Here is a 26,923-nt window from a genome sequence, read left to right on the forward strand (position 1 = left end):
TTATTTTATTTCAATTTCATCGATAAACAGTAGTCCCAATTCTCCTTCACGTTTTTCGGGAACGGGGAAATCACCCAATTTGTGGGGTAATTTTCCATTCTTGAATCTCAATTTCACATAACGTGCCTTTTGTGATTCAAAATTAAACTTTTGTTCGAACATTTGCCATTTATTTACAATAGTATAGGTGAACTTTTTAGAAGCAATCCGTTTGAAAGAGATTGAATCGTTTGAGATTTCAATATCCACTGATTCGGGGGCAACCGCTTCCTGCCCGTATCCATTCATTACTCCATAACGTATTTTACGGAAAGAGGTTATGGTGTCAAGATCGACAATAATTTCAGTATATTGAGCTGGTTTGAAGGCAACCCAAGGATGTACGTGGTTTAAATAGCCGCGTATACCGTTGGTTAGTCCACAGAAATTAAACTCGCTGTAATCCTTGGCGCCGGGATTATCGGGTTTGAATCTATAGGCTACATTTGAAGAGGTGCTTTTCCCTGTTGCTTTGTTTACGAAAAAAGATTTTTGTGTGACTTTGCCGACTTGCGCTCCGTTCTTAAAAACAACTGCTTTAACCTGAGTATCTTTCGTTACTTTAATGGGCTGGGTGTATATGGCAGCTTTGCTTGTCGGCTCATTCCCGTCTAATGTGTAGTGAATTACCGAGCCGGGCATCATTCCTTTAAGCCGTATTTCGAAAGCACGGGTACGCGGGTTGTATGCCCCATCGATATAGGCATCGAAATAATTGCGGCAAGCATGAATCGACTGGTAATCCAGACGTTTATAGTGCGGGCCGATATTCGCAAGGAACTCTTGATAGCGTTCAGGCTTGTTTGTGCCCCAGGCAACTTCTGCGAATGCATAGAAACGGGGATACATATAATAGTCCACTATTTGGGGATTTTTCATGTATGGTGTCCATAATGCAGCTTCGGTGCCAAGTACATATTGGCTCAATTTGCCTTTTAGTAGCGTGGATAACGGGTTGAAACGATATACTTGTTCCATGGGAAGGAAACTGCCGGAACCTACCGGAGCAAATTCCGGATCTTCCTGATAATAATTCAGGTAGGTATCCGCATTGGGAATCATAATGACCGGATGACCTGCTTGGGCAGCTTCGATACCGCCTTGTTCGCCTCTCCATGACATGACGGTGGAATTAGGTGCCAGACCGCCTTCCAATATTTCGTCCCAACCAATCAGTTGTTTACCTTTGTTGTTTAGTATTTTTTCCACACGGTGGATGAAGTAACTTTGCAGGCTGCTTTCATCTTTTAATTGTAATTCCTTTATTAACAGCTGGCAATGCTTGCATTGTTTCCAGGCTGTTTTAGGACATTCATCTCCGCCGATATGGATATACTTTCCGGGGAAAAGGGCTGCGACTTCAGTGAATACGTCATCCAAGAATTGGAATGTTGTTTCTTTCGGGCAGAAAACATTATCAAAAATCCCGAAGTTCTTTACTACTTCATATTCTTTTTTTATTCCGCATGACAGTTCCGGATAAGCGGCTACCGCAGCCGAACTATGTCCCGGAAGTTCTATTTCGGGAATGATAGTAACATATCGCTTCTCTGCGTATGCTACTATTTCCTTGATGTCTTCCTGGGTATAAAATCCTTGGTGTTCCACTTCATCGGGAATAACCGGTGCATGAAAATGTTTGTATCCTGTTTGGGTATAGGGTCTGTATGCACCTACTGAAGTGAGCCGCGGATATTTTTTGATTTCAATCCGCCATCCTTGGTCTTCTGTCAGATGAAAGTGGAAATAGTTGATTTTTTGTGCGGCTAACCGGTCTATAAAGTCTAATACATATTGCTTGGGCATAAAGTATCTGGCAACATCCAGCATCATTCCCCGATAACTGAAACTTGGCTCATCTATGATATGAGCACAAGGAATTTGCCAGATGACATGATTTCCGATGAAGTCCGGAGAGCAAATCTCCGCAGGCAATAATTGCAGGATACTTTGTACTGCGTAGAAAAAACCGTTGGGAGTTGCCGCCTTGACAACGATTCTTTCCGGCGCTATGTTTAACAGATATGCTTCATTACCTAATGAATTATCTTTTGTGAATATGATATCTGCTTTTGTGTTCTCTTGAGAGATTGACAGATGCAGGCCGGATACTTCCGATAACTTTTTGATGAAATCATCAGCAATCTGATGTACTTTTTTATTCTCGAAAGGTACTGAAATCTGCATATTGTTTTTAAGGATAAAGTATCCTTCCATAGCCCGCAGACTTTTAGGATAAGGAATAATGGGATATTTGCCACAGGCATGGACTTGGCTGATTCCCGATAGAATGACGATTAATAAAAATATAAAGTGTTTCATATAAGTCTATTTAAGCATGAATATGCTGGAACTATCATTGTCGATGTATAATGTGGCATGAGGATGATTTCTTAATATGGATGCCGGACATCGGGGAGATACTGCCCCTGTTAATGTTTCGTTTACAGCCCATGCTTTGGTTTTTCCGGGTACCATGCAGAAAATGTAACCGGTTCTATATAAAGCAGGAATTGTCAGCGTAAGTGCATGAGTCGGTACTTTGGCAATACTGCTGAAACAACCATCGTTTACTTGTTGCTGACGGCATTTTTCATCAAGGTCTACGATTTTTACCAAATATGGATCCTGAAAATCCGCTACATGTGGGTCGTTGAAGGCTATATGCCCGTTTTCACCAATTCCCATAAAGACAATGTCGGCAGGATAATTTAGCAAAAGGTCTGTATATTCCTGACATGCTTCCTGTATGTTATCCGCTTGTCCATTGAGATAAAAAACAGTCCGGAAAGGGACTTTTGAAAAGATATGTTCCCGCAAGAAATTGCCGAACCCTTGTGGAGCATCTTTATCCAGCCCGATATATTCATCCATGTGAAACGCATTTACTCTTCTCCAGTCGATTCCTTCTGTTTTGCTGAGTGCATCCAGCAATTCATTTTGGGATGGTGCGGCTGCGAATATGATGTTGGTTGTTTCTTTCTCTTCTAATAATCGTTTTAAACATGTAGCGGCTTCGGAAGCTGCATGAGTTCCCATTAAAGTACGGTTTTTGCTTATTTTTACAGATAAATTATCTACTTTCAGTTCCATTATTTTTCTTTTTATAGGTTTTCGTATACAATATTTCCCTTGATCATGGTCATTTTTATTTCAATGTTTTCATTGAATAAAAGTAAGTCAGCGTCTTTCCCTTTCTGTAAACTCCCTTTATGTTGCTGGATACCCATAATCCGGGCGGGAGTTGCCGACGTCATTCTGACAGCTTCGCATAGAGGAATCTCGGCTATTTTAGTGGCAGTTCGTACCAGTCTGTCGGTAGTAGCAACACTGCCTGCGAAAGCAGAACGATCCGGTAGTTTGGCAACACCGTCTTCTATGAGTACCTCTTGTCCTTCTTCAATACTGCCGAGAATACTTTTTCCATCCGGCATGCCGGCGGCTCGCATCGAATCCGTAACCAAGGCAATGTTCTCTGCGCCTTTGATTTTATAAGCTAATTGCATCAGACTTTTAGGTACATGTATTCCATCTGCTATAATTTCAATAGTCATTCCATCCATTAAATAACCACTTTCAATGACGCCTGCATAACGGAAGGCATTTCTCCGGGTAATTCCTGACATGGCAGAGTAAAAGTGGGTGATATGCCTGTATCCACAATCGAATGCTTTCTGTACTTCCTCGTAAGTGGCGTCGGTATGGGCAATGGAAGGCAATATTCCCTGTTTGTCAAGATAGCAGCCTAAGTCAAGTGCGCCCGGAAGTTCAGGTGCTATGCTCCATCGAACTATGTGACTTGTATGGGATAATATTTCCTGATAATCCGATGGAACAGGTTTTTTGAGAAATTTAGGATCTTGTGCTCCGCATTGGCTTTGGGCAAAATAGGGCCCTTCTAAATGTATTCCGCCAAAGGCTGCTCCTTGATGATTGCGTGAACAGGCCTCTTCATACTTTGCAAAACTCTTGAAAAGAGCGTCATTGGTGCTTGTCAGAGTGGTCGGAAACAGTAATGTGGTGCCGTGGCATGCATGGGTACGTGCGGCTTCCAAATAGGCTTCTACACTTCCGTCCATGAAGTCGTGGTTGTCGGCACCGTGTGTATGCAAATCTATAAAACCGGGAGAAACATACATTCCGTTTCCGTTAATTTCTTTTGCATCAGTAATTTCTATTCTATTTGTTGTCACCTCTTCTATTACTCCGTCTTTTACGATGACCATTGCATCCGGTAGAATATGAGAAGGCGTTATTGCTTTACAGTTGTATATTTTGATGAGTCTCATTTTATTTTCCATGTTTTTATTTTATGACCGTATACTGCATAAAAGACCAGATATATGAAACAGGGAATCAGTACCCAGTATCCCGTGCGTACATCATATGCATCAGCAATAGCTCCATAGGCCATTGGCAAGAAAGCGTTGCCGCATAATGCCATGACCAGCAGTGAGGAGCCTAAATTAGTGTGACGCCCCAAATCATGGATGGCAAGAGGCCATATTCCGGCATATATTAGCGCATTCGGAAGCCCGAGCAATACAAGAAGACATATGGATATGTCCACTTGCATTCCCATAAAAACAATCTCTTTTGATACTATTACTACTCCCACAGATAACAATAGCCCTAATATAGTGCATATTTGTAAAGCGCGGGTTTGGGAAATAATTTTAGGAATCAGACAGACGCCTATTGTGTATCCGGTTAATGTACAGATTAAAGTGTACGACGGAAAATGTTTTGCGTCAATGAGACTCACGTTCATACTTTCGGCATATCCGATAATTGTATCGATGGCGATGACTTGAGTCCCTACATGAAAAAAGAGAGCCCAAACACCTAATATCAGATAGGGGTAATCCCAAATGCTGCCTTTCTTTTGCAGGGTTACGGTTTCCTCTTTTTCCTGTTTCCGAAGATTCATCTCCGGGAGAGAGGAATAGCGGATAAACAGTCCGAACACAAATAGAATGAATGCAAGGATCGCATAGGGGAGCATAACTCTGCCGATAAGTTCATCAAGTGCGGTGATGCGCTCTTCGTCAATCAGGATGTTTTGATTGAGTTGCCTGAATAGTTCATTGTCGGATGTCTTTAAGACTAGTGCGGCAAAAATTAAAGGAGAGATGATTCCTGCAAACTTGTTACATAGCCCCATAATGCTAATCCGTTTGGCGGCACTCTCAATCGGGCCTATATTGGTGATGTATGGATTGGCGGCAGTTTGGAGAATAGCCAGTCCGGTTCCTAAGATGAATAAGCCTGTCAGGAAAATACTATATGTCCTGGTGTATGCGGCAGGTACAAACAAGAGCGCTCCTAATGCCATTGTCCATAATCCGATAGCCAGTCCTTTTTTTATTCCAGATTTATCCAATAAGAAAGAAGCCGGCACTGACATGATAAAATAAGCTATATAAAAAGCGAATGTTACCAAGTATGATTGGAAATGGTTTAGTTCGCATCCTATCCTGAAATAAGGAATCAGTATGGAATTCACCCAGGAAACAAATCCGAAGATGAAGAACAGAAACCCCATAATGAATATAGGATAGATATACGGCTCTTTTTTTATAGTACGGTTCATATGTATTTATGATAATAGGGGGTTATTTGGTAGCAACTCTGGTCGTAGTTGCTACCAAAATGAATTCTTGTCTGATTATTTTTCAATCTTTACTTTGATCATGAATTTGGAAGCGGCCAAATTTTGTGTAGTACGTTCTACAAAATGATCATAAGTGACGATTACTCGCTTGGCGACTCCGTTAATCGGTGTTTCGTATACTCCGACTGCTTCTGTCGCAGTTTCAAAGTTTCCTTGGGTCAGTGATGCAACCTCTGTGAAACCAGTTGCGAGTCTTTCTGCTTTCATATCGTTGATAGTAGCTTTGTCAAACGAACTTCTCTTTATGTTTGAGGCAGTTCTGAAATAAACGCCTTTCACATTATCCCATTTGTCAAGACCGCATGTTGTGTGTTTGAATTTGGTGATGCTTTGCTTTAAGGAAGCTACTCTTATGACGGTATTGCTACTGTAAGAAGAAAAAGCTATGTCGACTTCCTGCCAGTTGTCTTTTCCGTCGCAATAGTCAAAGGCTCTTGCTGCTGAGGCTGAGAAGAAGCAGCCTGGCGTAGAGTCCTCATGTTTTGGTGCACCGTCCAATGACATAAGCACTGTATGATAGTAGTAGCCTACATGTATGTCGTATGAAGTGCTGCTTTCTTTTCCGTTTATATCGGTTGCTGTTAATTTGAGACCTGCCAGTTCTATATCTGCTGTATAGTTCTGGGCTACTATCACTTCCTTGTCGTTTGTGATGTTTATTTCTTCTGTGCTTTCTTCACCTTTACGAGTTGTTTTGGTTATCACTACTGATGTTATTCCGGCTTCGGAAGTGATTTTTCCAGTCAATGCTATGGGAACATCTATGCTTACTCCGTTAAACTGTTCGGCTGTCTGGTCAATAATAATCGACGGGGCGGGAGCCAGTTCTTTTACTTTCAGCGGTTTTTCTATGGTTGTTGTTTTACCCAACTGGTCGGTTGCTTCTATGACCACTGCTTGTATATCAAATGTTACCCGTTCTAATGTTACGGAGAAATTATACGAACTTTCGTTTGGGTAGACTGTTTCTCCTATTTGTTCTTTACCTTCTGCTGTTTCTTTGTAATAGCTGACAGAGGTTACTTTGGACTGTGAATTGATTTTTCCGGTGACAGTCAGATCGGCAAACTCATTCACCTGAAGGTCTCCTTCTGAGTCAAACAGGATTTCCGGTGCCGGAATCTCTTCAAAATTAACTTTCAATGTTCCTATTTTTATTTTAACCATATCGGAAGAGCCTGCTCCCGCCGCAATCTTGATAGCTGTCGTTCCTACTTTGAACTGGAAGTCGTCATCTTGCAGGTTCAGCACATATTCTTTTTCATTATTGGTGAATTTCAATGTGTCCTGTCCGTTGATAGGTACATTCTTTTCCAGTCTGTTTACTACTTCCGAGAAAGCGACGTATCGCAGGTTTTCTTCACTGCTGATTTTTATTGAGATAGAAGGCATCGGATCCCCCTCTCTATAGTTTATTTCATTAATGCCCTCGTTAAATGAAACAACCGGTGCGTCGCGTAATGGGATGACTTCGAAAGGTAAGGTCAAGGTAGATGTCTGCCCATTTGCGTCAGTTGCGCTAACTTTGAAACCAATCATGTCTTCCGTATACACAGGTGTTTGTGCTAGTGAATAGCTGTTTTTATTGAAGAAACTAGTAACCGGATTGTCTATTTCCACTTCAATGTCACCTTCTTTCACTATCCAGCTTTGTACGGAATTTAGTCCGACTTCCGAGTTGATGACACAGACAATCGATGGATTGTTTGTCTTGTTCAGATCAATAGACATTGATTCTGTCATAAACAATATTTCAGGAGCGGAGCCTGTATGTTTTTCGTCATCATTACATGATAACCAACATAGACTGGCACATATAAATGAGATAATAATATATACTTTCGATTTCATAATATGTCTGTTTAAGATTATGGTTTGTAAATAATTTCCTGCCCTACGACGTGTACGGCACCGTTGGTTGTCAGGATATTGCTGGTCATTGCTGTGACAGGAGTGCTGTTGCCCAGCATATCATTGATAACCAGACGTGAGTAGGATTCGATAGAAGCGGAATTGTTCAGTTTTAATGTCATAAAAGCATTTGGTGATTTCCATAAGGTAATCACGTTGATTGGATCAAAATTGAGCGTACCGAGACCATGGTAGTATCCGTCTATCACATGGTATAACAAAATGTTTGTCAGTGTCTCTTTATCCATATCTTCAATAGATGCTACTCCGTAGTTGGACAGGATACCGTTGGCGCCTTTGAATGAGTCATTATGAAGTAGCAGGTAAGTATATTTCTTTTCAGTCTGAGTGTATATCGACAGGTCTATTCCCGAACATTCTATGGCAGTCTGAAGAGATGAAAACGCATCAGGACGTGACTGGATAAATTCCCACGTATTCATATAGACATTGTTGTCTATATTGGCCGGTTCATAATCATAACTGTCCTGTATGTCCAAGCAACTAAACAAGCATAGGCTTGAGATGCATAGTATGATATAAAGTTTTAAAGTTTTCATAAGTTTGGTAGTTTTAGTTGGTTAATAACCGGAGTTCTGTTTTAAGTTGAGGTTTTGATTAATATGGTCACGATGGATAGGGAATAATACTTTTCTCTCATCATTCATCCCATTGATGGGTTCCATTACTTCTTTCCAACGGTTACAGCGGACAAGGTCGAACCAACGTTTACCCTCACCGACAAACTCTTTCTGCCGTTCTTCAAGTATCGCATCAAGAATTTCGTCACTGCTTACAAAATCACTTGTATAAAAAGGATTTTCTCCGCTACGTGTTCTGGTTCTGTTCAGTTCGGTGATAGCTTCCGGAGTTCTGTCCAGCGCATTTAACGCTTCGGCATACAATAGTACAATATCGGCATATCGGTATAATATTAGGTCATTGTCTGAATATACACGCCCTGTACCGACAAAAATAGTACCGTCCGGCCAAAACTTTTTCTTTAATTGTGTTTTACCTTCGCCTATGTCTTCCCATTGGGTACTGCCAAACCGTTTATCCAGTATCCCATACAAACCTTTTATCTTGTCTGATAGAAAGACTCTTGGTTGGGAACTTGCAAAATAATTGATAGATTGGTTCTCTCCGTTCCCCAATTGGTCATAAGCCAATTTGAATATCACCTCTATTGGTGTTTCGGTCTGATTGTCTTCTACAAAGATAGCTCTCCAATCTTTAGTGAAAGTCTCCGGTGTCAGGGCGGAAAGTCCCCAATTCCGTTTGTTCAATGTCTGCACTTTTTCTTTCATGGTACTCACTACTTTTTCGTAATCATGCAACCAAGCATTTACATCCATTGTAAGTGCGCATATAGTGGCGACATTGATTCGTGTCCGGACGGTTGAAGTTTTATCAATCAGATAATAGGCTTTTTCAAGATCCGGCAAGATTACTTCTTGAAAAATTATATTTTTATCAGTGCGGTCACGGTAGATTCCTTGTGAGATTTCTTCTATGGGTTCTGTGTATAAAGGTACGTCTCCCCATACGCGGACACAGTAAAAGTAAGCCCATGCCCGCAGGGCATATGCTTCTGCTTGCAGGTTGTTCTTTTTCTTGGGTGTCATAGTGATGCGGGGAATGTACTTGATGGCAGCATTGGCTCTACTGATGACACTATACAAATTTGTCCATAATGCGGCTTGATTGTCAATTTGTATATTGTTGTATATCAACTCTTTTTGGTCGAATGCGTCCTTGTCGTGGGGAATGTAATTGTCGGCACGAAGTTCTCCCCAGTCCCACATGCCCGGTGAGATGGCTTTTGAAAAGGCACTGTATATGGAAACGATTCCCACTTCTGCATCTTTGTCTGTTTTCCAGAAGCTTTCTGCTGTCAGGTCACTGATGGGTTCTTCTGTTAGAAAATCACTACACGAAGCACATAGTAGTGATAATGTCAGAATAAAAATATAATATATAGATTTCATGATTGCTTATTATTTAGAATGTAACATTTACGCCTAATCCGTATTCTCTCTTTCTCGGATAACGGTTTTGGTCGATACCTAAAGTTAAAGGATCGCTTGTTCCCAATGAAAATTCGGGGTCATAACCTTTATAATTGGTAAAGGTCAATAAGTTGTTTCCATATACATAGATTGTAGCAGCTTTCATCCAGACTGTGTTTATCCATTTCTTGGGTAATGAATAGCTCAATTTTACATTGCGTAATTTAATATAAGAGGCATCTTCGATATAGAAGCTGGATGGCGGGAGCCTGTTATGTTCCTTGTTGATCGGAGCCGGATATTTAGCTATATCGCCGGGCCCTGTCCACATATTGGCAATAGCATCCGGTGAAGGAGTTGCACCGTCATATGAGAATTTGTTACGTTTGGCTTCTGCATAATTATAGATATCTCCACCTAGAGAATAGTAGAATGATATGTATAAGGAAATACCTTTATATGAGAGATTAGTACTAAGCCCGCCATATACATCAGGTTGGGCACATCCGATTTTTGTTTTATCCAATACGTCTATAATTCCATCTCCGTTTATGTCCACATAGTCTACATCACCGCCTTTTAACGGATTGCCATCCGAACTTTTTTTCTGTAAAATTTCACCTGTGTATTCCTTACCATTTAAAAGGTATTTTCCAGTGAAAGTTCCGTTGGCAAATTCCGGTGTCAGTTGATTCCATTCTTTAGTATAAGCGTTGGATTCATTGTAAGGATAGATGCCTAAATATTTGTATCCGTAGAACTCGCCGAGTTTGGAATTAGGTTGTACGTAAATTGCATCATCCATTCCCTTATAGAAAGGAACTCCGTCTGCAATTTGTTTGATTCTGCTGGTGTTGTGGGCAATATTGAAGTTTAATGACCAATTGAAGTCTTTCAATCGAAGTACATCATAATCAAGTGAAAACTCAAACCCTTCATTCGACATTGAACCTACATTCTTGCGAATGGTGGTGAATCCGGTTTCTTTGGGAACTTCTACCTGGCAAAGTAATTTTTCTGTGTCTTTTTTATAGTAATCTGCTACAATTCGTACTTTACTATTGAATAACTGTAAATCTAATCCGATGTTATATTGGGTCGTTTCTTCCCAGCTCAGACCGTTGTATGCCAGATTACTTGCCGCAATTCCGGAAACACCTTCATAAATATAATTCGGACTGTATAATTGCCATGAGTCATAGTCCCCGATTTCCTGGTTACCTGTGATACCCCAACTGGCTCTTAGTTTTCCATCGCTTAAGAATCGTTTGCTCCATCTCATGAAACGTTCGTCGGAGAAACGCCATCCGATAGAAGCGGAAGGGAAGACGCCCCAACGTTTGGATGAACCAAAACGTGAGGAACCGTCAGTACGGATATTGGCATTTATCAAGTAACGGCTTTTATAATTGTATGCAGCGCGTCCGAAAAATGATGTCATGGAGTGGCGGTACATACGGGTATATGTTCTCTGTGTATCAAAGAGTGATGCTGCATTCAGTGTATAAATCATATCAGTGGTATAATCCAATCCCACTATATTCATATTCTCTCTGGCCCATCCCTGTATACTGTTACCTACCATTACGTTAATGTTGTGGAACTTGAAATTATCAACATAGCTGAAATAATTTTCATTTGCCCAGTCATAATTGAGCTCGGATAAATCTCTGCCGGTAGTACGTTCGGTTACTGCCAGTTGCGGAGAAGGACGGTAGGACTGATTTCGGTCGAGAATAAAATTTCCCTGTACATTTGTATTGAATTTGAATTTACTGTTGAAATTCACTTCCAAATATTCATATATAGATGCTTTGTAATTTTGATTCTTCTGGATGTCGTCCATCATTACTGCATAAGGATTACGTCTGCTGCTGATATTGGGAACATAACTGCCATCCGGATTGAAAATGGCCCAGTAAGAAGGGCGTTCCAGCAATTGGTTCAGTACGCCGTCTTCGGAAATACCTTTCTTATTAACTATGCTGAGGTGTAACTTGCTCCCTAGAGTAATGTATTTATTGGGCTTATATTCACCATTGATACGGGTAGTGATACGTGTATAACTACTATTCTGGATAATACCTTTATCAGAAAGCAATCCGGCACTTACATAATACTTGAATTTATCAGAAGCTCCGCTTGCGCTTAAGTCGAGTTGGTCTCTGGATGCTGTACGGAAAATTAAATCTTGCAGGTCGATGTCCTGGTTGTTAAAGAAAGCCAAAGAGTCCTTGATATTATATCCGTTGAGCCCGTTCGTCAGTTTTTGGCGGACTTTGTCATAGTATCTGCGTTCTGCTCCATTGGCTTTGGGCATTTTTCGAGTTAAAGTGCTGAAACTTTTCAGATAACGTATATCCAGCCGGGGACGACTCTTTTCACCTTGCTTGGTTGATATTAAAATAACACCATTGGCAGAACGTGAACCATAGATGGCTGCGGATGCGGCATCTTTGAGAACTTCGATGGACTCGATATCTGAAGGGTTAATATCGTCAATGCTTTCGAAAGGGACTCCGTCAATAACAAACAGCGGTTTCACTCCACCCTCAAAGGTGGAAGTACCACGAATCCGAATATCTGACCCTTCACCCGGTGCTCCGGAACCGGAAGTGATTTCGATGCCTGCCATTTGCCCTTGTAGCACATCCGTGATTGAGATTGCATTTCTTTCTTCAATAGATTTTGAAGTGATGGAAGCAATAGAACCTGTAATATCCCTCTTTTTCATAGCACCATATCCGACGACTACGATTTCATTTAGTTCTTTGACGGATTCTTTTAGAACGACATTCAATACTCTTTTACCTTTTGCTGCAATTTCTTGTTTGGCAAAACCTGTGTATGAGTATATAAGAGTGCTGTTCGGATTGGGGATAGAAATTACATATTTACCATCCAAGTTGCTGACAACTCCTGTAGAGCTTCCTTTTATGAGAACACTGACTCCTGGCAGAGGATTGTTTTGGGTATCGGTTACTACTCCAATTATCTTTAACTCTTTGTCTTGAGAAAAAGAGAACGAAGTACTCATGATGCATAAGAGAATAAATGAAAATCTAAGCAGGTTTTCTAACCGGTATAGTTTCAATCTGATTATCCTCTTAATGAATAGCAAGAATAAAAGTGAATCTTCTTTTTTCATATAAGTATTGTATTTAAAATTAAGTTCTGTGTTTTATACTATATAGATTAGTAGTACTACAATCATTATGGAAATTAGTACAAAGTATAAGATACTGATATAGTCAAATTTGGAATTAGGTGTTTTCATATTTATTTTTGTTTTTGCAAATGAAGCCAAAAAGTTGAATATCGCTTTTAAATATGATTCAAAAGGCTTGCAATTTTGTTCAAAAGATAATTGTAGGGCAATAGGATATACCATATTGACGGCTTTTAGGTACTGCGCTTACTAATCTTATTATCTTTCTTTATTGCTCTTTTTTCGTTAGACTATAGTTATCCGCAAAGTGTACTATAGTCTAACGAAGTCTGGATAACGAATTAAATACTTCCGGATAGGCAAGCGATTAGATAAAATTACTTGTAAAAAGCATTAATAATGGCGGAACGTTATAGTTGGACTGATAATTATGCAAAGTACAACTTTCTTAGGAATAAGATAAATTAATACCCTACCTGTCTTATTTATGAGATAAATCTCTATCTTTGTGGCACTTTTTACGAAAAAAGGAAAATCAAATTAATAGATATAGAAAAGAAAATGGCACAAGAAGACGTTTTTAAGAAACTTGTATCGCACTGCAAAGAGTACGGTTTCGTATTCCCTTCAAGCGATATCTACGACGGACTGGGCGCTGTATATGACTACGGTCAGATGGGCGTTGAATTGAAAAACAACATTAAGAAATATTGGTGGGACAGCATGGTGCTGTTGCACGAAAACATTGTCGGGATCGACTCTGCCATCTTTATGCATCCTACTATCTGGAAGGCTTCCGGACACGTTGACGCATTCAATGACCCTTTGATTGACAATAAGGATTCTAAAAAACGTTATCGTGCCGATGTGCTGATTGAAGACCAGCTGGCTAAGTATGATGATAAAATCAATAAGGAAGTAGCGAAAGCTGCCAAGAGATTCGGTGAAACGTTCGATGAGGCTCAATTCCGGTCTACTAACGGACGTGTATTGGAGCATCAGGCAAAACGCGACGCTCTTCATGCACGCTTTGCACAAGCTCTGAACGACAATAATCTGGAAGAACTTCGCCAGATTATCGTTGATGAAGAAATCGTATGTCCTATTTCCGGTACTAAGAACTGGACGGAGGTTCGTCAGTTCAATCTGATGTTCTCTACTGAAATGGGTTCTACTTCCGAAGGTGCAATGAAGGTTTATCTTCGTCCGGAAACAGCACAGGGTATTTTCGTAAACTATCTGAATGTACAGAAAACGGGTCGTATGAAAGTTCCTTTCGGTATTGCGCAGATTGGTAAGGCTTTCCGTAACGAGATTGTTGCCCGTCAGTTTATTTTCCGTATGCGTGAGTTCGAACAGATGGAAATGCAGTTCTTCGTAAAGCCGGGAACTGAACTCGACTGGTTCAAGAAATGGAAAGAAATCCGTCTGAAATGGCACAAGGCGCTGGGCTTCGGTGATGCAAGCTATCGTTATCACGACCATGATAAATTGGCGCATTACGCAAATGCTGCGACTGACATCGAATTCCTGATGCCGTTCGGATTCAAGGAAGTGGAAGGTATCCACTCTCGTACTAACTTCGACTTGTCACAACATGAGAAGTTCTCAGGAAAGAGCATTAAATATTTTGATCCTGAACTGAACGAATCATATACTCCGTATGTAATTGAAACTTCTATCGGTGTAGACCGCATGTTCCTCAGCATCATGAGCGCAGCTTATTGCGAAGAACAACTGGAAAATGGTGAAAGCCGCGTAGTGTTGAAATTGCCTGCTGCTTTGGCTCCGGTGAAACTGGCTGTCATGCCGTTGGTGAAGAAGGACGGTCTGCCTGAAAAGGCTCGTGAAATTATCGACGACTTGAAGTTCCACTTCCATTGCCAATATGATGAAAAAGATAGTATCGGTAAGCGTTATCGCCGTCAGGATGCTATTGGTACTCCGTATTGTGTAACAGTCGACCATCAGACATTAGAAGATAACTGCGTAACATTGCGTAACCGCGATACCATGCAGCAAGAGCGTGTCGCTATCTCTGAACTGAATAATATTATTGCAGACAGAGTAAGCATCACTTCTCTATTGAAAACTTTACAATAAACCTTTGACGAATGAGTAAAAAGATCTATTTATTCTCCTTAATATTACTGGCTTTGACGTTCACGGCTTGTAGTGAAACTGAAGAAGTTAGCAAATATGATAATTGGCAGGCACGTAATGAAGCATTTATTGATTCAATAGCTAATAGGCATGCTGATTTGGCTACTCGTGGCAACTTGGATTCTATTCATATGATTACTTATTCTAAAGTTCCTATTTATTTTAAAAAGAAAACTCCTGTGGGAGATGGAAAAATTTATAATGTATCTCCTTGTTCAACTGATGTAGTAACAGTATATTATAAGGGATCATATATTCTTGGAAGTGTTGATGAACAAGATAATTTTGTCGGAGAAGTAGTTGAAGGTGTTTTTACAGAAGCGAATCCTAGTATTGATTTCTCAAAAACAGCAGAATTTGCAGTTAATTCGCGTGTGATAGGTTTGTCGGAAGTTCTGCAACGGATGAAAGTCGGAGAACGTTACGAAATTTATGTCCCATGGAAATATGGTTATGGCTCTAGCGAGTATACACCGACTGGTTCTTCAATTCCTATTAAAGGTTATTCGACTTTAATATTTGATATTCAAATAATAAGTTGTGAGTTTTAATCTTTTGGAGTAGATGTAAATAAAGCTACTGATTCAAAATGGATCAGTAGCTTTATTTAATATGATTAGTATGATTTCTCTAAACTTGTATGCATTTTATATATGCTTTAAAGATTTGCAGTACATTTTTATTGTTAAACTTACATTGTTACAGTTCAAGTCTAATTGAGTTTGTTTTATCATCTAAAGGATCTGGTAATAATGGAATGGGGTTTAAGCTAATACTGGCAAAATCCTTAATTCCTAAGTCAATGTTTGGATATGTAATTTGAAAGGTACAAGATCTTCCTTGACAATTTGTATATTCAAAGAAAGTAGCCTTACATGTTAAAGGACCATCAGTAACGCTTAAACCATTTAGTTTCATCGAAGTTATTTTATTAGCTAAATTATAAACTCCTAAATCATTTATTTGTAAGATAGGTCTTTGTTGGTTAACTGTAAAACTTCCTTTGTCTCCTCTATACTTAGTTCTAGTATACACTGTTAGGGTGGCACTACTAATTCCAGTTGCTCTTGTAGTCGGATTGATTGAATCTTTGTTGGATATTTCTTGATTCAAAAATATGGAATACGAATCAAAATATTCTTGTAACCCATCTGAGTGTATATATACAGAGAGATTGGGATTCTCTTTAAACAAGTTGATTATATTATCAACCTCCTTATTTTGATAAATGATATCATTTCCATTTCTTTCATATTTAGAAACGTATATGTTTCCTTGATATTTAAATTTCACCGTACCTGATTCTGTAATAGGCTTTTTATCGAAAAGTTCTTCTTCAAATGTACTTTGACTACATGCTTGTACCATTCCTAATATAATACAAGCCACCAAATAATGGATAAATGTTTTCATGATACTAAATTTTAATGTTTCTCAATTGATTTTATGTTCATTTGTTTTGAGCTCGTTTCAAATGATTCCACAATATACGAATTTATTTTGGACTATCCTAATATAATATGATTTTATTACCAATATTATTCAAGTATTTTTTCAGTCTGTAGGTTCTAGAAATAATGTTCAGTTTGGCTACATCTCATCTTTAGTTTATTCTATTAGTTTTCTCTCTTTTAATATGATACGAATTCTAGATAGTATGGATGTGTGACTAACTGTTTTATTCCTTTATCGAAAAATTGCTATGTCATCTCTAAGTTGTTTCGTATTCGCAGCTTTTGAAATTATTTGTATTTATAAAAAACTATTTATCTATTTTATTGGAAAAATGAGTTGCAGAATAAAAGTAGCACTTTTACGTAAAAGTGCTACTTTTATTCTGCAATTTCTTTTATGTTTTCCTACAAGATAAAAAAACAATGAGTTATGATATTTAGATTTATATATTAAAGTAAAATGTATGGTTTAATACTACTCTCCCTAATCTGCAAATGTGTCGGAATCATCACTTGTTTGACAGTTTTATCTCCCTTAATCTGTTCAATCAGCAACCGGCAGGTAGCTTCTCCCATTTTATAGGTCTGATGAGACACGGCAGATAATTTGGGCTCCACGTAATTAGCATGCTGTTCATCCGTATATCCGATAATAGCAATATCATCCGGTATGTGGAGACCATGGCTCTTGATAACTTCCATAGCCGCGAAAGCCAATGTATCATTCATCGCAAGAATAGCGTCAGGCGGTTGGGGGAGAGACAGTAATGTCTCAGTCGCAATCTTACCCTCCTCATAATCGATCTTCCGGCAAACAACCAACTCCTTTTTGATAGGAATACGATTCTCACGTAATGCTTCCAGATAGCCATGTTTTCTTCTCTTTACAATATCCAAATGATTCGCTCCACCGATAAAGGCTACCCGTTTACTTCCATTATCCAACAGATGTTGTGTAGCCATTTGCGCTGATTGTGCCCCATCCGCTACGACCGAAGAAAACTGATCCGTCAGGCAAACACGGTCAAACAGGATAAGTGGCATATTGATGTCTTTCAAGGCGGATAAATGAGAATAATTCGTAGTCTCTTGCGACAGACAGGCGATAATACCTTCCACACGCATATTGACCAGATTCTCGATATTCCGCTTTTCATGCTCATAAGACTCGTGTGAGGTAGTGATAATCACAAAGTATCCGTTGGCGATAGCCATGTTCTCTATTCCGTTCAGGATAGAAGCGAAGAAATGGGTAACGATATCCGGAACGACCACACCGATAATGCGTGGAGCATTTTTCCGCAAGCTCATGGCGAAAGGATTGGGACGATAATTCATCTCTTTGGCCAGTTCCTTAGCTTTGGCACAAAGTTCACGACTGATTTCGGGACTGTCTTTCAACGCCCTGGATACAGTAGGAATCGATACACCCAATGCTTGGGCAAGATCTTTGAGTGAAGTATGTTTCCGGTTTTCCATTAAAAGGTCTTCTGCTTTGAATCTTTTACAAAGAAAGCACATTCCCGGATAAATAAGAGCATTTGAAGCTATATTTTTTACGTAAACCGTTACGTTGCTTTTTACGCTCTCCTCTGACTGACGGCAATCATTCCTGACCTATTTTTGTCGCATACAAAACTATTTAAAACCTAAAAGTATGCAATACCATGAAATCGGAAAGACGGGGATGAAAGTTTCCTCTCTTAGTTTCGGAGCTTCTTCCTTAGGGGGAGTTTTCCATGATTTGAAAGAAAAAGAAGGTATCCAGGCGGTAGCTACTGCTGTTGAAGCTGGGATGAATTTTATAGATGTCTCTCCTTATTACGGACACTATAAAGCAGAAACCGTACTGGGGAAAGCACTGAAAGAACTTCCCCGAAACCGCTATTATCTGTCTACAAAGGTGGGACGTTATGGCAAAGACGGTGTGAATTTATGGGATTATTCTGCCAAGCGTGCTACCGAAAGTGTGTATGAGAGTATGGAACGCTTGAACATAGACTTTATCGACTTGATAAATGTGCACGATGTTGAATTTGCCGATTTAAACCAAGTTGTAAATGAGACACTACCAGCTTTGGTGGAATTGCGTGAGAAAGGTGTCGTAGGTCATGTCGGAATCACCGACTTGCAACTGGAGAATCTGAAATGGGTCATCGACCACTCTCCAAGCGGTACGGTTGAATCTGTCCTTAGTTTCTGCCATTATTGCCTGTGCGATGATAAACTGGCTGACTTCCTGGATTACTTTGAATCTAAAGAAATAGGTGTAATCAATGCTTCTCCGCTTTCAATGGGACTATTGAGCGAACGGGGTGTTCCCGCTTGGCATCCGGCTCCAAAGCCTTTAGTAGAGGCTTGTCGCAAAGCAATGGAACATTGCAAAGCGAAAAACTATCCGATTGAGAAACTTGCCATGCAATTCTCTGTCAGCAATCCTCGTATTGCTACCACTTTGTTCAGTACGACTAATCCTGAAAATGTGAAAAAGAATATCGCTTTCATCGAGGAACCGGTTGATTGGGAACTCGTTCGGGAAGTGCAGGATATTATCGGAGAACAGAAACGCGTAAGCTGGGCAAACTCATAAAACAGAACCGTTCGTATGGACTACACAATTATTGATGCGCATGCTCATCTGTGGTTACGGCAGGATACGGTCGTAGATGGACTCCCTATCCGAACGCTTGAAAACGGCCGTTCGTTATTTATGGGAGAAATCCGGCAGATGGTTCCACCTTTTATGATAGACGGAGTGAATAGTGCGGAAGTCTTTCTGTCGAATATGGACTATGCGCAAGTGTCTGCCGCTGTCATTACACAGGAATTTATTGATGGCATACAGAATGAATATTTAGCCGAGGTTGTTGCCCGTTATCCCAATCGTTTCTTTGTATGCGGAATGTGTGAGTTTCGTAAACCGGGATTTCTGGAACAGGCAAAAACACTTATAGCCAAAGGTTTTAAAGCTATCAAGATTCCCGCACATCGTCTGTTGCTGAAAGAGGGCAGGGTGATGCTGAATAGCCAAGAGATGATACAGATGTTCCACTATATGGAAGAGCGGAATGTGATGCTTTCCATCGATTTGGCGGATGGGGCGACACAAGTTTCTGAAATGGAAGAGATAATTCAAGAATGTCCCCGGCTGAAGATAGCTATCGGACATTTCGGGATGGTCACGTTGCCGGATTGGCTCGAACAGATAAAGTTGGCATGCTACCCGAATGTAATGATTGAATCCGGAGGAATCACGTGGCTTTTCAATGATGAGTTCTATCCGTTCAGAGGCGCGGTTAAGGCTATTCGTGAAGCGGCAGAATTGGTAGGAATGGAGAAACTGATGTGGGGTTCGGATTATCCGCGTACTATTACGGCTATCACCTACAAAATGTCCTATGACTTTGTGCTGAAATCACAAGAATTGTCAGAGAAGGAAAAAGCGCTTTTCTTAGGAGAAAATGCCCGGAATTTCTATGGCTTTACAGACCTTCCCGTGCTTCCTTACATCAAGAACATGTCTGAATGATTGAGAAAATAACCACATTGTGAAACAATATTATACCATGAAAAAGAATACATATACAATACCTCTGGCATTGGTCTTCTGCCTTTTCTTCTTGTGGGCGATAAGCAGTAATCTGCTTCCTACGATGATACGGCAGTTAATGAAGACCTGCGAACTGAATACCTTTGAGGCTTCCTTTACCGAAACAGCCTATTGGCTGGCCTATTTTATTTTCCCGATTCCCATAGCTATGTTTATGAAGCGATATAGCTATAAGGCGGGAATCATCTTCGGACTGATATTGGCAGCTATCGGAGGTCTGCTGTTCTTTCCGGCAGCTATCCTGAAGGAGTATTGGGCTTACCTCTGTATCTTCTTCATTATCGCCACCGGCATGTGTTTTCTGGAGACAGCCGCCAATCCGTATGTCACGGTTTTAGGAGTTCCCGAAACGGCTCCGCGACGACTGAACCTGGCACAATCCTTCAATGGTCTGGGAGCTTTCATCGCCGCCATGTTCCTGAGTAAACTCATCCTTAGTGGAACTCACTATACACGCGAGACTCTCCCGGTAGATTATTCGGGTGGCTGGCAAGCCTATATCCAACAGGAAACGGATGCCATGAAACTTCCCTACCTGATATTAGCCTTGCTGCTTGTTGCCATAGCTGTTGTCTTTGTATTCTCCAAACTGCCGAAGATTGGAGATGAGGGTGCCGAAGTTTCTTCTGATAAAGCGACGGCTGACAATAAGAAAGAAAAGCTGATTGATTTTGGAGTACTGAAACATTCGCATTTGCGTTGGGGAGTCATTGCGCAGTTCTTCTATAATGGCGGACAGACGGCTATCAACAGTCTTTTCTTGGTATATTGTTGTACGTATGCCGGACTACCCGAAGATACGGCGACTACTTTCTTCGGATTGTATATGCTCGCTTTTCTTTTAGGACGCTGGATAGGTACGGGACTGATGGTAAAATTCCGTCCGCAGGATATGCTGTTAATCTATGCACTGATGAATATTCTCCTGTGCGGAGTTGTCATGATATGGGGCGGAATGGTTGGATTGTACGCAATGTTGGCTATTTCTTTCTTTATGTCCATCATGTATCCTACGCAGTTTTCGTTGGCATTGAAAGGATTGGTGAATCAGACGAAGAGCGGCTCTGCATTTCTTGTGATGGCGATTGTGGGCAACGCCTGTCTACCGCAGTTGACAGCTTACTTCATGCATGCCAATGAGCACATCTATTATATGGCCTATTGCGTGCCGATGATTTGCTTTGTCTTCTGTGCCTATTACGGTTGGAAAGGTTATAAAGTAATCGATTAATAAATTTATTATCAAACATATCAAATGAAAGCAGTTCAAATTGTCAACCCCTCAGAAATGAAGGTGGTTGAACTGGAAAAACCGACCGTTGGCGCCGGTGAAGTATTAGTAAGAATCAAGTATGTCGGTTTTTGTGGTTCGGACTTAAACACGTTCCTGGGCAAGAATCCGATGGTGAAATTACCCGTGATACCGGGGCATGAAGTAGGGGCGGTAATTGAAGAAATCGGCTCGGGTGTTCCGGCAGGTTTCGAGAAAGGAATGAATGTGACGTTGAATCCGTACACTAATTGCGGTAAATGTGCTTCCTGTCGGAATGGTCGTGTCAATGCCTGCGAACATAACGAAACGCTGGGAGTGCAGCGTAATGGAGTGATGTGCGAATATGCCGTATTGCCTTGGACAAAGATTATTCCGGCAGGCAATATCTCTTCCCGCGATTGTGCGTTGATTGAACCGATGAGTGTCGGATTCCATGCCGTATCACGTGCGCAGGTAATTGATAACGAATTTGTGATGGTGATTGGCTGTGGTATGATCGGTATAGGCGCCATTGTGCGTGCTGCCCTAAGGGGAGCAACGGTCATTGCTGTCGACTTGGATGACGAGAAACTGGAACTGGCGAAGAAAGTCGGTGCATCTTATGTGGTTAACTCTAAGACAGAAAATGTACACGAGCGGATACAGGAAATAACGGAAGGATTCGGTGCTGATGTAGTGATTGAAGCTGTCGGCAGTCCGGTCACTTATGTAATGGCAGTGGATGAAGTCGGATTCACGGGGCGTGTGGTTTGCATCGGCTATGCCAAGAGCGAAGTGGCTTTCCAAACGAAGCTTTTCGTACAGAAAGAATTGGATATCCGTGGTTCCAGAAATGCGTTGCCGGCAGATTTCCGTGCCGTAATCAATTATATGAAAGAAGGGAATTGTCCGATGGAAGAACTGATTTCGAAGATAGCAAAACCGGAAGGGGCTTTGGAAGCTATGCAGGAATGGACGGCTAATCCGGGAAAGGTGTTCCGTATCTTGGTTGAGTTCTGATAAGTTCTTTTGATAAGAATAGTTGTTGATATGATACCCGTTGTTTCGGGTATGCAATAAGTGAGAGGAGGCTGCAAACAGTCTCCTTTCTTTGTGTGAGATGGGGTGATGTAACATGAGTAAATATAGATGTAACATTCTTCATTCGGTATGTAGCATCACAAAGAAATCATGTAGCATACTTTAGTCAATCTGTCTGTTTGCATTTTCTATTTTTGTGATGTGGAAGATAACAAGGAACATTTTAAATAATTCGCTTTCAAATAATAGATAATATAGCCAGTTAACAAAAAACGATGATTATGCTGAAAACAAAAATCAACACTATTCTGCTGTGTACTCTTTTTACATGGTTCTTCCCGCTATCAGCCGGAGCACAATACCGTAATCCTATTCTTTATGCTGACGTGCCCGATATGTCGGTATGTCGCGCAGGCGATTACTTTTATATGGTTTCCACCACTATGCACCTGATGCCGGGAGCGCCAATCATGCGTTCGCCGGACATGAAACATTGGGAAACTATCAGCTACGTATTTCCCCGCATTGACGATGGTCCCCGTTATGATCTGCTCGAAGGCACTGCTTACGGGCAAGGACAATGGGCATCATCTATCCGCTATCATGACGGTAAATTCTATGTATGGTTTACAGCCAATGGCGCGCCCGGACGCGGGTTTGTCTATACTGCGACAGATCCGGCCGGTCCCTGGAAACTTCTTTCCCGTCCCCCGCATTTCCATGACGGTTCGCTTCTGTTTGATGATGACGGGCGGGTGTATCTCTTTCACAGTACGGGACAGCTTACAGAGTTGAAACCCGATTTGACTGATGTGCTTCCCGGTGGCATCAACCAGCAGATCTTTGAACGGGATGCTGACGAACAAGGTCTGTTGGAAGGTAGTTCCGTCATCAAGCATAATGGAAAATATTACTTGCTGATGATTTCTATGGATTGGAGTATTCCCGGCCGTCTGCGTCGTGAAGTATGCTATCGTGCCGATAAGATTACCGGACCTTACGAAAAGCGTGTCATTCTTGAAACAGAGTTCGACGGGCATGGCGGTGTTGGTCAGGGATGCATCGTAGACGGGAAAAACGGTGAATGGTACGGACTGATTTTTCAGGATCGTGGTGGCGTAGGACGTGTGCCGTGCCTCATGCCTTGTACATGGACGGAAGATGGTTGGCCTATGCTGGGAGACAAGGATGGGCGCATCCCGAATGATACTACTTTGTCGTATATGTCAATGGAGGGTATCTGTGGTTCGGATGATTTTTCCGCTTCCGAGCTTTCCCTCTATTGGCAGTGGAATCATAACCCCGTCGATCAGGCATGGAGTCTTACCGACCGTCCCGGATTTTTGCGTTTGAAAACCTCCCGTGTGGTAGATAACCTGTTTGTTGCTCCCAATACGTTGACTCAGCGTATGGTAGGACCGAAATGCATGGGCACTGTCAGTCTCTCTCTGGCGGGGATGAAAGATGGTGACCGTGCGGGATTATCGGCTTTTAATGGTGACAGCGGTGTGCTTGCGGTTGAAAAGAACGGAAATAAACTGTCTCTTGTGATGAGTGAACAGAAAAGTGTGTTTGATAAAACGAAGCATGCCATTAGCCGTGTGGATATGACCGAACAAGCCCGTATACCTCTTAAAAAAGAGCTTATCTATTTGCGTGTGGAAGGTGACTTTACCAATGGACGGGATGAGGCTCGTTTCTCTTATAGTCTTGATGGGAAAGCATGGATACCTGTCGGTCTGCCTATTAAGATGAAATTTGACTACACCCGTATGTTCATGGGCAGTAAGTTTGCCATATTTAACTATGCTACACGTTCCGTGGGCGGTTATGTGGATGTGGATTCCTTTGATTATTCGTTCTGTGATGCGTCAATGTAACACACAAATATGTATTTGTAACCAATGAAACATTGTTTTATTGGAAAATAGGCTATTTTTGTTTCCAAATTAATCATAACTAATAAGTATATAATATTATGAAAAGAGGTTGGATACCGATTATGGGTGTTTGTTTGGTGTTATCGTTTTCGGCATGTAAGCAATTGCTGCCTTACCAGGACACTTCTTTAACGGCGGAACAACGGGCGGAGGATTTGTTGCCCCGGTTGACTTTGGAAGAAAAAGTATCATTAATGCAAAATGCGTCACCTGCTATCCCCCGATTGGGAATTAAAGAATATGAGTGGTGGAATGAAGCGTTGCACGGTGTGGGACGTGCCGGATTGGCTACTGTTTTTCCCCAGTCTATCGGTATGGGAGCTTCTTTTAATGATTCATTATTATATGAAGTGTTCAATGCCACTTCCGATGAGGCTCGCGTAAAATCGCGTGTTTTCGGTGAAAGTGGCGTACTGAAACGCTATCAGGGATTAACATTCTGGACACCGAACGTCAATATATTCCGTGACCCTCGTTGGGGACGTGGTCAGGAAACCTACGGTGAAGACCCTTATCTGACAGGACAAATGGGAATGGCTGTAGTCCGTGGTTTGCAAGGACCGGAAGATGCCGGATATGATAAGCTGCACGCATGTGCCAAGCACTTTGCAGTTCATTCAGGACCGGAGTGGAACCGGCATAGTTTTGATGCGGAGAATATAGCTCCCCGGGATTTATGGGAAACCTATCTGCCTGCTTTTAAAGATTTGGTACAGAAAGCGCATGTAAAGGAAGTGATGTGTGCCTACAATCGTTTTGAGGGAGAGCCTTGTTGTGGCAGCAATCGCCTGTTGATGCAAATATTGCGGGATGAATGGGGATACAAAGGCATTGTAGTCTCTGACTGTGGAGCGATTTCCGATTTCCATAGACCGGGAACGCATGGGACTCACCCGGACAAGGAACACGCCTCGGCAGCTGCTGTGCGGACAGGTACAGACCTTGAATGTGGAAGTGAATATGCTTCACTGGCGGATGCTGTAAAAGCCGGTTTGATTGACGAAAAAGAAATAGATATTTCATTGAAACGTTTGTTGACAGCACGTTTTGAACTGGGAGAAATGGACGAACAACCGGCTTGGTCGGAAATTCCGGCCTCTGTGCTGAATAGTAAGGAACATCAGGCATTGGCTTTGCGTATGGCTCGTGAGTCATTGGTGCTTTTGCAGAATAAAAACAACATCCTGCCTCTGAATACCCATCTGAAAGTAGCCGTTATGGGACCTAATGCCAATGACTCCGTGATGCAGTGGGGAAATTATAACGGTATTCCGGCACATACGGTTACCTTATTGGAAGCTGTCCGTGCCAAACTACCGGAAGGGCAAATCATATACGAACCAGGTTGTGACCGTGTGGACGGAAAGACACTCCAAAGCCTGTTTGATGAATGTAGCATAAACGGTAAACCCGGTTTCTTGGCAGAATACTGGAATAATCGTGATCGTGAAGGGGAAGTCGTTGCTACCGATCAGATTTCCACTCCGTTCCATTTTGCGACAACAGGGGCTACTACATTTGCGCCCGGTGTGGAAATCACTAATTTCTCGGCTCGTTATGAATCAGTCTTTCGTCCTTCGCAGTCGGGTGATGTTGTTTTCCGTTTTCAATTGGACGGTGCGGTGACACTTATTATCGACAGCGAACAAGTGGCGGAAAAAGTATATGTAAAAAATCCGACGAATCTTTATACCTTGCAGGCAAAAGCCGGAAAAGAATATAAGGTCGAAATCCTGTTCACTCAACGGAATGAAGGGGCAACCCTCGATTTTGATATGGGCAAAGAGATGGAAATCAATTTGGATAAGGCTGTAGAGAAAGTAAAAGATGCCGATGTGGTTCTTTTTGCAGGTGGAATTTCTCCAAGTCTGGAAGGAGAGGAAATGCCGGTTGCTGTTCCCGGATTTAAAGGTGGTGACCGTACGGATATTGAACTTCCCGCTGTTCAGCGTAATCTGTTGAAAGCATTGAAGAAGGCAGGAAAGAAGGTGGTCTTTATTAATTATTCCGGTTCGGCTATCGGATTGGTGCCGGAGACAAATACTTGTGAAGCGATTCTGCAGGCATGGTATCCGGGACAGGCGGGTGGTACGGCTATCGTTGATGCTCTTTGGGGAGAGTATAATCCCGGCGGACGCTTGCCGGTCACTTTCTATAAGGATGTGAATCAATTGCCGGACTTTGAAGACTATTCCATGAAGGGGCGTACCTATCGGTATATGCAACAGCAACCACTTTTCCCATTCGGTCATGGGCTGAGTTATACTACGTTTACTTATGGTGAGGCTAATCTAAGTAAGAGTGCGATTGGAAATGGAGAAACGGTTACGCTGACTGTTCCGGTAAGTAATGTAGGGCAGCGTGACGGAGATGAAGTGGTTCAGGTTTATCTGCGATCTCCGGCAGATAAAGACGGCCCTCGTTATACCTTGCGTGCTTTCAAGCGCGTCCACATTCCTGCCGGGCAAACTAAATCAGTAACCATTCCTCTTACACATGAGAGTTTCGAATGGTTTGATGAGGCGACTAATACCATGCATCCGGTGGCTGGTACGTATGAATTGCTGTATGGAGGCTCTTCCGATGAAACTAAGTTGAAAGCGATAGTGATGGATGTGCAATAATCATACTTCCTGATTTTATCCGATTCATTGGAAC

General features: G+C 41.6%; 18 protein-coding genes. 8 read left to right on the plus strand and 10 right to left on the minus strand.

Annotation, left to right across the window (positions count from 1 at the left end; genetic code table 11):
* From CLIN57ABFB40_RS14940 to CLIN57ABFB40_RS14975, 8 genes are all read right to left on the minus strand, one after another.
* The gene (locus CLIN57ABFB40_RS14940) at window positions 1-2,361 is read right to left on the minus strand and encodes a glycoside hydrolase family 20 protein (RefSeq protein ID WP_175630834.1); all 2,361 of its coding nucleotides are present in this window, start codon (window positions 2,359-2,361) and stop codon (window positions 1-3) included.
* A 6-nt stretch (window positions 2,362-2,367) separates the two neighbouring features.
* A complete protein-coding gene (locus tag CLIN57ABFB40_RS14945) occupies window positions 2,368-3,132 on the minus strand; it encodes a glucosamine-6-phosphate deaminase (RefSeq protein ID WP_175630835.1) in 765 nt (254 codons plus the stop codon).
* A gap of 11 nt (window positions 3,133-3,143) precedes the next feature.
* A complete protein-coding gene (gene nagA / locus CLIN57ABFB40_RS14950) occupies window positions 3,144-4,328 on the minus strand; it encodes an N-acetylglucosamine-6-phosphate deacetylase (RefSeq protein WP_175631235.1) in 1,185 nt (394 codons plus the stop codon).
* The gene (locus tag CLIN57ABFB40_RS14955; protein WP_175630836.1) at window positions 4,325-5,632 is read right to left on the minus strand and encodes a sugar MFS transporter; all 1,308 of its coding nucleotides are present in this window, start codon (window positions 5,630-5,632) and stop codon (window positions 4,325-4,327) included. The genes nagA and CLIN57ABFB40_RS14955 overlap by 4 nt, the downstream gene beginning before the upstream one ends.
* A gap of 75 nt (window positions 5,633-5,707) precedes the next feature.
* A complete protein-coding gene (locus tag CLIN57ABFB40_RS14960) occupies window positions 5,708-7,564 on the minus strand; it encodes a hypothetical protein (protein WP_175630837.1) in 1,857 nt (618 codons plus the stop codon).
* A 17-nt stretch (window positions 7,565-7,581) separates the two neighbouring features.
* Entirely contained in the window at window positions 7,582-8,184 is a 603-nt protein-coding gene (locus CLIN57ABFB40_RS14965) for a fasciclin domain-containing protein (protein WP_175630838.1), read from the minus strand.
* A 21-nt stretch (window positions 8,185-8,205) separates the two neighbouring features.
* A complete protein-coding gene (locus tag CLIN57ABFB40_RS14970; RefSeq protein ID WP_175630839.1) occupies window positions 8,206-9,615 on the minus strand; it encodes a RagB/SusD family nutrient uptake outer membrane protein in 1,410 nt (469 codons plus the stop codon).
* Window positions 9,616-9,628: 13 nt separating this feature from the next.
* On the minus strand, window positions 9,629-12,673 hold the full coding sequence (locus CLIN57ABFB40_RS14975; protein ID WP_175630840.1) for a SusC/RagA family TonB-linked outer membrane protein: 3,045 nt from the start codon (window positions 12,671-12,673) through the stop codon (window positions 9,629-9,631).
* A gap of 693 nt (window positions 12,674-13,366) precedes the next feature.
* Between CLIN57ABFB40_RS14975 and CLIN57ABFB40_RS14980 the strand changes: the two genes are divergently transcribed.
* Together CLIN57ABFB40_RS14980 and CLIN57ABFB40_RS14985 are read left to right on the plus strand one after the other, a co-directional pair.
* The gene (locus CLIN57ABFB40_RS14980) at window positions 13,367-14,908 is read left to right on the plus strand and encodes a glycine--tRNA ligase (protein WP_175630841.1); all 1,542 of its coding nucleotides are present in this window, start codon (window positions 13,367-13,369) and stop codon (window positions 14,906-14,908) included.
* Window positions 14,909-14,919: 11 nt separating this feature from the next.
* Entirely contained in the window at window positions 14,920-15,519 is a 600-nt protein-coding gene (locus tag CLIN57ABFB40_RS14985; RefSeq protein WP_175630842.1) for an FKBP-type peptidyl-prolyl cis-trans isomerase, read from the plus strand.
* Window positions 15,520-15,667: 148 nt separating this feature from the next.
* Here CLIN57ABFB40_RS14985 and CLIN57ABFB40_RS14990 read toward each other — a convergent pair whose 3' ends face one another.
* Window positions 15,668-16,381, minus strand: coding sequence for a hypothetical protein (locus CLIN57ABFB40_RS14990; protein WP_175630843.1), 714 nt, complete (start codon window positions 16,379-16,381; stop codon window positions 15,668-15,670).
* A 491-nt stretch (window positions 16,382-16,872) separates the two neighbouring features.
* Window positions 16,873-17,901 (minus strand): LacI family DNA-binding transcriptional regulator, encoded by a 1,029-nt coding sequence (locus CLIN57ABFB40_RS14995; RefSeq protein WP_175630844.1) that lies wholly within the window; start codon window positions 17,899-17,901, stop codon window positions 16,873-16,875.
* Window positions 17,902-18,079: 178 nt separating this feature from the next.
* On the opposite strand from CLIN57ABFB40_RS14995, the gene CLIN57ABFB40_RS15000 reads away from it, so the two are divergent.
* The 6 genes from CLIN57ABFB40_RS15000 to xyl3A all read left to right on the plus strand — a co-directional run bounded on the left by CLIN57ABFB40_RS15000 (window position 18,080) and on the right by xyl3A (window position 26,889).
* A complete protein-coding gene (locus CLIN57ABFB40_RS15000) occupies window positions 18,080-19,012 on the plus strand; it encodes an aldo/keto reductase (RefSeq protein WP_073346764.1) in 933 nt (310 codons plus the stop codon).
* Between the two features lie 15 nt (window positions 19,013-19,027).
* A complete protein-coding gene (locus CLIN57ABFB40_RS15005; RefSeq protein ID WP_175630845.1) occupies window positions 19,028-19,951 on the plus strand; it encodes an amidohydrolase family protein in 924 nt (307 codons plus the stop codon).
* Window positions 19,952-19,988: 37 nt separating this feature from the next.
* Window positions 19,989-21,263: an L-fucose:H+ symporter permease gene (fucP, locus tag CLIN57ABFB40_RS15010; RefSeq protein WP_175630846.1), complete on the plus strand. Its 1,275-nt coding sequence runs from the start codon at window positions 19,989-19,991 to the stop codon at window positions 21,261-21,263.
* Window positions 21,264-21,287: 24 nt separating this feature from the next.
* On the plus strand, window positions 21,288-22,304 hold the full coding sequence (locus CLIN57ABFB40_RS15015) for a zinc-binding alcohol dehydrogenase family protein (protein ID WP_175630847.1): 1,017 nt from the start codon (window positions 21,288-21,290) through the stop codon (window positions 22,302-22,304).
* 302 nt (window positions 22,305-22,606) lie between these two features.
* Entirely contained in the window at window positions 22,607-24,205 is a 1,599-nt protein-coding gene (locus CLIN57ABFB40_RS15020) for a glycoside hydrolase 43 family protein (protein ID WP_175630848.1), read from the plus strand.
* 98 nt (window positions 24,206-24,303) lie between these two features.
* Window positions 24,304-26,889, plus strand: coding sequence for a xylan 1,4-beta-xylosidase (gene xyl3A / locus CLIN57ABFB40_RS15025; protein ID WP_175630849.1), 2,586 nt, complete (start codon window positions 24,304-24,306; stop codon window positions 26,887-26,889).
* The last annotated feature ends 34 nt before the right edge of the window (window positions 26,890-26,923 follow it).

The organism is Bacteroides acidifaciens (assembly GCF_903181435.1).
Classification (GTDB): domain Bacteria; phylum Bacteroidota; class Bacteroidia; order Bacteroidales; family Bacteroidaceae; genus Bacteroides.